The 5,129-nt window shown below is 69.7% G+C and carries 3 protein-coding genes; 2 read left to right on the plus strand and 1 reads right to left on the minus strand.

All coding sequences use genetic code 11. The features are described 5' to 3' along the window. Positions 1-356 (minus strand): ABC transporter substrate-binding protein (locus RMO40_RS15385; protein WP_309723146.1); only part of this gene is annotated, 356 nt, incomplete at its 3' end. A 169-nt stretch (positions 357-525) separates the two neighbouring features. On the opposite strand from RMO40_RS15385, the gene RMO40_RS15390 reads away from it, so the two are divergent. Next, a complete protein-coding gene (locus RMO40_RS15390) occupies positions 526-1,068 on the plus strand; it encodes a carboxymuconolactone decarboxylase family protein (protein WP_309723149.1) in 543 nt (180 codons plus the stop codon). A 72-nt stretch (positions 1,069-1,140) separates the two neighbouring features. Beyond that, positions 1,141-4,968, plus strand: a complete 3,828-nt coding sequence (locus RMO40_RS15395; protein ID WP_309723152.1) for a hypothetical protein — start codon at positions 1,141-1,143, stop codon at positions 4,966-4,968. Positions 4,969-5,129 lie beyond the last annotated feature (161 nt).

Below are 5,129 nucleotides of genomic sequence, written 5' to 3' on the forward strand. Positions count from 1 at the left end.
TCGGCCATCTTGTTGATGGCATCCACCAGCACGAAGGCCACGCCCGAGCCGCCGCCCTGCGTGATGTAGCGAATGCCCTGGTCGCTGGCGGCCTTGAGCACGGTCGCGCTCTCTTGCGGCGAGCCCTTGTTGTCGAACGGCACCACCTCGAACTTCGGGTCGTTCGGGCCGCTCTTGGCATTGACCTGCAACACCACCTCGCGCAGCTGCTGCAGCGAGCCCACGCCGGCTGCGGCAAACGGCCCCGACAGCACGTCGATGAAACCGATCTTGACCACATCGGCCGCGAGCGCAGGCCAAGAACAGGTCATGGCGCCGGCTGCCATCCAGCCGGTGATGAAGCGAGAGGTCTTCATGGGGGTGCCTTTCAGGAGGGTGACGCACAGGTGCAAGCCACGGTACCCCTCTGCCAGCGCTTGGGCAGCCCCTCGGAAACCAGAACAGGGTCAACGCTGGTGCCGCGCTTGCTTTACTTTTGATAGCGGTAGAACTAGACTGCTATCAAATTCTTAGCAAGGAGTTTCCATGGCCGCCCGCATCGCCCCCGCCGAGGCCCCTTTCCCGGCGGCCATACAAACCGCGCTCGACAAGATCATGCCGCCGGGCCAGCCACCGCTGGCGCTGTTCACCACGCTCGCGCGCGACCCGCGGCTGTTCGGCAAGTTCTTCAGCGCGAGCCTGCTCGATCGCGGCCACCTGAGCCTGCGCCAGCGCGAGCTGGTGATCCACCGCACCACCGCCTTGTGCCGGTCGGAGTACGAATGGGGTGTGCACGCGACGATCTTTGCCGCGCGTGTGGAGCTGAGCGCGGCGCAACTGGCCTCCACCGTGAACGGCGGGCCCGACGATGCCTGCTGGTCGAACGTGGACCGCCTGTTGCTGCGCCTGTGCGATGCGCTGCACCACGACTGCACCGTCGACGACGCGCTGTGGCAGGCGCTGCACGCGCAGTTCAGCGACGAAGCCGTGCTCGAGCTGCTGATGCTTGCCGGCTTCTACCGCACCGTCAGCTACCTCACCAACGCCCTGCGCCTGCCGCTGGAGCCGGGTGCGACCCGGTTCCCATAACGCTGCCATAACGCTCGCGTCGCTACAACCCAACTTGCCGGCCGCAGTGGCCGCGTCGAGGAGGGATTGGCGATGAATGCGACGACCTGGATGAAATCGGCGGGGCTGATGTTGGCAGCGGCGCTGCTCGTGGGCTGCGGCGGCGGCGATGACGCGCCGGCTCCTGCCCCGCCGGTCATCGGCAGCAGCGGCGGCACGGTGAGCGAGGCCAGCGGGGCGTCGGTGATCGTGCCGGCCGGGGCGCTCGGCGCCGACACCACGATCCGCTTGGCGATGGATTCGACCGGCGCCCCGGCCGTGCCGCAAGGCCTCGCGACGGCGGGCAGCACCTACGTCGTCACCCCCCACGGCGGCGATTTCGCCGCGCCGGTGGAGGTGCGCATCCCGGCGAGCAGCGCCGGGCTGCGGCCGAACGAGGAACTCAAGCTCGCCAAGGCGCAGCCGGGCGGCGAATGGGAGGTGCTGACCGACAGCGTGCTGGCCAACGGCGTGTTGAGCGCCCGGGTGAGCAGCTTCTCGTTTTTCGTGCCGGTGCGGGTGGTGTACCTGCTGCCGATCGCCCAGCTGGCGCCCTTGCAAGTCAGCAGCAGCCTCAGTTGTGGCGACCGGATTTGCGATCCGGCGCTTGGCACGGTCACGGCCACCTACACCGTCACGACCAACGGCGGCCAGCTGCCTGAGGGCTGCACCACCAACCAGTTGATCCTCCAGTTGGGCAGCAACCCCAACTACAGCCCGGGTGCGACGGGCAGCACCAATGTTCCGCTCAGCGGCGGCTCGATGACACGCACGCTCACCCCGAGAACCCCGCTCTACTTCACCGCGGGTGCACGCTGCTCCGGCACCGGCTCCCACTTGAACTTTGGCCTGGTGGCGGCGCGCCGAGTGTTCTGGTCGCGTGAGCCGGCCTACCCCAATGTGGCGGTGATGAGAGCGCCCGCACAACTCGACGTGGTGGCCGGCCTGAGCGCCAACCTCGACGTGATTCTGGCCGGCGGCGCTGCCGCGCTGCAGAGCGACTTTGTCACTCACGCCGCACCCACCGCCGCCAACCGCGCCGTCATCGACTGGCAGCGCAGCGACGACAACGGCGCCTCCTGGCGCGCGGTCGCCCGCTCCTACCAGGACGAGGCCAATCCCAACCCGCTGGGCCCGGACCTGACCTGGAAGTACTGGAGCGTGCGGCACGGCTTCATCGCCGCCAACACCGACCAGGGCGCGTTGCTTCGTGTGCATGCCTGCTACACACCGCCCGATGTCGCGCCGCCGGCCTGTGTGGCGGGGCCTGCGACGCGGCTGAACGTGTTGCAGCAGAGCGCCTTGCCGGTGATCGTTGACGCGCCACGCTCGGTGCTGGTGCGCACCGGGCAGACCGCCAGCCTCTCAGCCACGGCCGGCGGCGCGCCGGCACCGGCACTGCAGTGGCAAACACGTGCCGCCAACGCCACCGGCGCGTGGGCCAACGTCAGCCTGGGGGCCGGGGGCAGCACTGGCAACTACACCACGCCAGTGTTGAGCACCGCCGACAACGGCACGCAGTACCGCGTGCTGGCCACCAATGCGCTCGGCAGCGCCGAGAGCGCGCCGGTCACGGTGTCGGTGAGCGACCTCGACGTCGCGCCCACGGTGACCACGCAGCCGGCCGCCCTCAGCGTGACGGTGGGCAATGACGCGGCCTTCGCCATCGCCGCCCGCGGCACCGAGGCCTTGAGCTACCAGTGGCAGCTCAACGGCACGCCGATCAGCGGCGCCAACAGCCCGGTGCTGCGCTTGGCCGCCGTGACCTCCGCCAACGCCGGCAGCTACCGCGTGGTGGTGAGCAACGCGGCCGGCTCCGTCACCAGTGATGCGGCCGTGCTGACCGTGAGCGCCGGCAGCGCCGCGGCGGTGGTGCCCAGCATCGTGACGCAGCCGGTGTCGGTGTTGGTGAATGCGGGCAACACCGCCACCTTCGCGGTTGGCGTGAGCGGCAGTGGCCCAATCGCCTACCAGTGGCTGCGCGAGGGCCAGCCCATCGCCGGTGCCACGGCGGCCTTTTACAGCCTGGCGCAAACCGCCGGCGCCGATGCTGGCGCCTACGCGGTGCGCGTGAGCAACAGCGCCGGCAGCGTGACCAGTGCGAGCGTCGACCTCACGGTGGGCACGAGCCAGCAGGCCGCGCCCGTGACCTTGACCACGCAGCCTTCGCCGCAGGTGCAGTCGCCGGGTGGCAGCGCCACGCTGGCGGTGGCCGCCAGTGGCAGCGGGCCGCTTTCGTATCAGTGGCTGAAGAACGGCACACCGCTGGCCGGCGCCACCGGTGCAGTGCTGACGTTCGCGAACCTGGTGGCCGAAGACGGCGCCAGCTACAGCGTGGCGGTGAGCAACGCGCTGGGCACCGTCACCAGCAATGCGGCCACGCTCACCGTGCTGGGCGTGCCGGTGATCACCACGCAGCCCGCCGCCGCGGCGGGCGTGGTCGGCGGTACCGCGAGCTTCAGCGTGGCGGCCGGTGGGTCGGGCCTGCGCTACCAGTGGTTGCGCAACGGCGTGGCGATAGCGGGTGCCACGGCGGCGAGCCACACCACGCCTGCGCTGACCGACGCCGACAGCGGCGCGCTCTACGGCGTGCTGGTCTACAACGGCGCCGGTGTGGTGTTCAGCCAGAGCGCGGTGCTCACGGTAACGGCGGCGCCGGTCATCACCGCGACCACGCTGGCCAGCGTGCGCCTGGGCCAGACGGTGGCGCCCGACAACCGCAGCCAGTTCCCGTCGATCTCGTCTGATGGCCGACGGGTCGCCTTCATCTCCGACGGCACCAACCTGGTCGCAGGCACCACGCAGTTCGGCCATGCGTATGTGCGCGACCTCGCCACGAACACCACCACGCTGATCAATGCGCGGCCCGATGGTGGCGAATCTGCGCGCGGTGTGGGCCGGCTCAAGCTCGCGGCCGGCGGGCGCTACGCGGTGTTCACCTCGCTCGCTAACGACCTCGTGCCTGGCGACACCAACGTGGCGGAAGACGTTTTCCTGCGCGACCTGCAAACCGGCACCACCACACGCCTCAACGTGTTGCCCAACGGCAGCCAGGACGTGGTCTCGGGCAACTCGATCGGCGGGCAGCTCGACATTTCGGCCGATGGCCGTTGGGTGCTGATGAGCTCGGGCGTGGACCTGGCCGGCGATGGTGCGCAGCTGCCGAACGGGATCCGGCTCTTTTTGCGCGACGTCGTGGCCGGCACCACGCGCACGCTCGCGGGCTTCACGGAGTACGGCGCCACGTCGATGTCGGCCAGCGGCGAGTTCATCGTGATCGCCATCGCTTCCGGCAGCGGCGAAACGGGCATGAACCACCTGATCGTGCACAACGTCCCGGCCAACCTCAACGAAACCGTCTTCAGCGTCAGCTCGGCGACCTTCGGAGACGGCATCTACGGCATGCCCAGCATCAGCGACGACGGCCGCTACATCAGCTTCGGGCTGCGCTCGACCACGCTGCTGGACGGCGCCGCCTCGGCCCAGCCGCAGATCGTGGTGTTCGACCGCAACCCCGAGGCCGACCCGGCGCTCATGTTGACCATCCAGAGCGTGACCCCCGCCGGGGCGGTCGGTGACGGGCGCAGCGGCGCACCGCAGATCTCGCGCGATGGCCGCTACGTGCTCTACCTCACCCATGCGCCCAACCTGTCGGGTGACCCGGCCGCTTCCTTGCGGCCCTACCTCATGGTGCGAGACCGCGAGCTGTTGACCACCACGCTCGCCTCGCGCCGCGCCGACGGCAGCGCTACGTGGGTCAGCGACTTCGGCTTTGTGCTGTCGGGTGATGGGTCGGCGCTCGCCTGCGTGGCCGACATGTCGGTCATGGTCGCGCCGGGCAGCCAGGGCGAGAACCAGGTGTTCGTCATTCCGCGGCTTTGACGCGACCGACCTGCCATCATGCAGGCCCCACCCGGCGTGCGCCGATGCTCATGACCCCTGAACCGTGCTCCCCGCAGCTGACCCTCGCCCAATCGCCGGCCGTGCTGCGCGACGGCGAGGCGCCGGTGCCACTAGGCTCGCGTGACGGCGCCCTGCTGGCC

Source organism: Rhizobacter sp., from assembly GCF_031412075.1.
Taxonomy (GTDB): Bacteria; Pseudomonadota; Gammaproteobacteria; order Burkholderiales; family Burkholderiaceae_C; genus Rhizobacter.

Coding starts and splice junctions, on each gene's coding strand:
- RMO40_RS15390 (WP_309723149.1), top strand. CDS start 526: ATGGCCGCCCGCATCGCCCCCGCCGAGGCCCCTTTCCCGGCGGCCATA.
- RMO40_RS15395 (WP_309723152.1), top strand. CDS start 1,141: ATGAATGCGACGACCTGGATGAAATCGGCGGGGCTGATGTTGGCAGCG.